Consider the following 3,732-nt stretch of genomic DNA (forward strand, 5'->3'; position numbering starts at 1 on the left):
AATTTGTAACTGGTAGTGCCAGATAATTAAGATAATTTTTAGTCTAAAAAAAATTATATGGGCGATTTTAAAACTAATATGCTAACCCTATAATTTCCTCAAATTATCAAATCATTAAAAGTCACAGATGAAGTTTGTAGAAAATGATTATGTTATTAATTAAGATAATTTTTAGCCTCAAAAAATGACATGGAAGCTTTTAAAACTAATATGCACACCCTATACTTTCCTAAAAGTATAAAACAGTCAAAGTCACAGATAAACTTTGTAGAAAATGATTATCTTAGTCATATAAAAGCCATTTGGAATATTAGCTAATGTTGGGATTTTTGGCCTAAAAGTTAGGATATTTATATTTAATTAGGCGTTGCTGATTCTGGGTATGATTTGATAATTTTGTATTTGGGATTTTTTATTTTGGATGGTTTGAACTACTTGTTAATATTAACTTTTCCCAGATCCGGTGTTCCCTGTTCCCTGTTCCCTATAAACCTACTTTCATACCTTAATTCAGCAATGCCTTTAATTACATAATTAATATAAATATCCAACAATCAAAAATCAAATCAATTATTGCACTCTTATTCATCAATTATTTCCTCCTACCCCCTACTCCCTACTCCCTATGGGTGGAGTAGATGCTTCATATATCCCAAATTGGTTCTATAAATTGAACCCCAATGAATATCAAAATTTTAGGAAAGTAACTAAAAACAGTTAGCTAAGTATGTAGGCATGAAAAGAATTAAGTATTTAACAAAAAGTAAAGTAGTTCCTAAGCCTTTTCCCTTCTGCTTTCTGCCTTCCTCTAATGATAAATTTTAACACCTACCTACTTATTAGGATGTGGAAATAATTTTTATAACATCAAGTATAAAAACTGTAATTAATACCACAATTTATTATCTCCTATAAAAATTTGGCGTTGCTGAAATGTAATGGTAAGTAGCTGAAGGTAAAATTGAAAAACTTATGTTTTGCGTTGATACTTAATCTAAAAATCATTACCATTCAGCAACGCCAAATTTTTAATATTTTACAGCAAATTAAAGCATAAAACTTTGTACCTTATCAACTCAAAAACATAAAAACTGACGGGAGAAAAGTTCCCGGAAGATTTATCCCCTGGTTGAATAACAACACGCGGGCAATAAAGCGGAGTAAAAGTATGCTATACAAGGAATACTCGCTAAAAACAAGGTTTGTCGCCATGACAAGACCGCACTTTGCGGTGAAATTCCGGCGGACAGGAGGCGGGGACGATGCTTCCTACGACGGCTGTTTGCGCAGCATTCCGCAAGAAAAGCAAGCAACGCAGCTAGAGCAGCGATTTATAGCTCCAATATCTTGAGTAAAACCACTCGTGAAAGCTACAAAAAAAGTAAGCTCACAGCTAGATTTAGGTCTATGCCGAGGAGTATAGAAGTCTGCCCTTCAGGCTTTAAGCAAATGTGGATTTATGAGGGGCTGTGTGCGGAATTTACTTCCGCACTTTAAACACCCCGTCCCATTTGCGGTGGATTTGCCACAGAATCCAGGGTATTTCAACCCCTGGAGATGTCAATACTGTAAAATAAATTTTAAGCTGGTATTTCATGCCAGCAATTTTTTTGATTAATATTTTCTAGGTTTAGCTATGCCACTTTCAAGAGCTAGCGGTATTCTACTGCACCCTACTTCCCTCCCAAGTCCCTTTGGAATTGGCGACTTAGGTAACGAAGCATACAATTTTGTCAACTTTTTAAGAGACAGTGGACAGCAAATTTGGCAAATTCTACCACTAGGACCAACAGGTTTTGGTAATTCTCCCTATCTAGCTTATTCAGCAATGGCAGGAAATCCCCTGCTAATTAGTCCAGATAAATTACTAGACCAGGAATTACTCAGTGAGGAAGACTTATCTAATTTGCCAGAATTTCCAAATGACCGAGTAGATTTTGATTTAGTCACAGAATTCAAGCGCTCTTTACTACAAAAAGCCTACGATAATTTTAAAATAAAAGAATCTGAGGAAAAACAAGCATTCTATGATTTTTGTGCCAGTAAAGCTTTTTGGTTAGATGATTATGCTTTTTATATGGCCCTAAAAGAAGCCCACCAAGGAGCTAGTTGGCATACCTGGGATCAAGAAATTGCCCGTCGTCAACCAGCAGCATTAAAAGAATGGCAGCAACGTTTGGCCGATGAAATTCAGTACCATAAATTCGTTCAATTTGAGTTTTTCCAACAATGGGATGAGCTGAAAAATTATGCCAATGAGCAAGGAATAAAAATCTTTGGCGACATTCCTATATATGTTGCCCATGATAGTGCTGATGTTTGGGCACATCCAGAAATATTCTGTCTAGATGCAGAAACAGGTGAACCATCTTTGATGGCAGGTGTCCCCCCAGATTATTTTAGTGAGACTGGTCAACTATGGGGCAATCCAGTTTATCAATGGGATAGATTAGAACAGGAAGATTTTTTGTGGTGGGTCCAACGTATTCAATCAATGCTTAATAAGGTGGATTTGATTAGAATTGACCACTTTCGTGGTTTGAAAGCTTATTGGGCAGTGCCACAAGGTGAAACTACAGCCATAAATGGTGAATGGGTCGAGGCACCAGGTGAGGCTTTTTTTGAAACTATTAATGAAAAGTTAGGGTCTCTGCCAATTATTGCTGAGGACTTAGGGTTGATTACTCCTGATGTCGAAGAATTGCGCGATCAGTTTGAACTTCCTGGTATGAAGATTCTGCATTTTGCTTTTGACTCAGGCCATGAAAATCCCTATTTACCCTATAACTATGTTTCCCCTAATTGGGTTGTTTATACTGGCACTCACGATAATAATACTACTGTGGGCTGGTTCAATAACCGTTCTCCTGAAGAACAAAAACGAGTTACTCGTTTTCTTGGTTGTACTTGTGGTAATGGAATTCATTGGGATTTAATTCGTTTGGCTATGTCTTCGGTGGCTTCTATAGCAATTTTTCCCCTACAAGATATTTTCGGATTTGGAGAAGAAACTATGATGAATCAACCTGGAGTTGCTGAAGGAAATTGGAGCTGGCGCTATCAACCGGAAATATTAACTTCAGAGGTAAGTGATCGCCTTAGAGAAGTCACAGAAATTTATGGTCGTGAGCCACAAAATGAAGATTCATAGTTTTTAATTTTTAGTATTGCTGGACTGGGAAATTTTAGTATTAGTAGGAGTAAAAACAACTTCTTTTACTTCTCCTGTTTTTCCCAGTTGCATAGTTTGTCCGTTATTAATAGGTATTAATATTCCTCCAGCGTTTCCTGCAAAGAAAACTAATTGTTCTTGAGCTTCCCAGGTCTTTTGAGTGCCCTGCACTAAAGTACCTTCAAATGCTATTTTTCCATCTATTTTTATTGATACCCAGGAGTCTTCTTTGACAATTACACTCACTGCTAAAGATTGTTTTTTATTTTGTTTTTCTAACTTTGCTGTTGTTATTTGATCTGTAGATTTTTCATCAATTTTAATATTACCTGAAGATGCCTGAGCTAAATCACTTTGATTTTTTTCTTTTCTATAATTATTAATTTCAGATTTTTTCCCTAGTATATAATAGCTACTCATTAGACGAGGCAACAAACTAACTGACAATAAAACAATAGATAAATATAAGAAGTAGAGATGATGTGGTCGTAGCTGAGGTATTGATAGATTGAGGAGAGATTTTTTGCTAGTTTCTTGAGTTTTTTCAGTCGGAAACAGAT

At 35.9% G+C, this 3,732-nt stretch carries 2 protein-coding genes; one reads left to right on the forward strand and one right to left on the reverse strand.

What is annotated here, in order from left to right:
- Nucleotides 1-1,636: 1,636 nt before the first annotated feature.
- The gene (gene malQ / locus F6K13_RS23255) at nucleotides 1,637-3,151 is read left to right on the forward strand and encodes a 4-alpha-glucanotransferase (RefSeq protein WP_124146256.1); all 1,515 of its coding nucleotides are present in this window, start codon (nucleotides 1,637-1,639) and stop codon (nucleotides 3,149-3,151) included.
- Between the two features lie 3 nt (nucleotides 3,152-3,154).
- Here the strand turns inward: malQ and F6K13_RS23260 are convergent.
- On the reverse strand, nucleotides 3,155-3,732 hold a 578-nt coding region (locus F6K13_RS23260), incomplete at its 5' end, for a DUF4115 domain-containing protein (RefSeq protein ID WP_287288539.1).

This window comes from Okeania sp. SIO2B9, from assembly GCF_010672505.1.
In the GTDB taxonomy this organism is placed as follows: Bacteria; Cyanobacteriota; Cyanobacteriia; order Cyanobacteriales; family Microcoleaceae; genus Okeania; species Okeania hirsuta.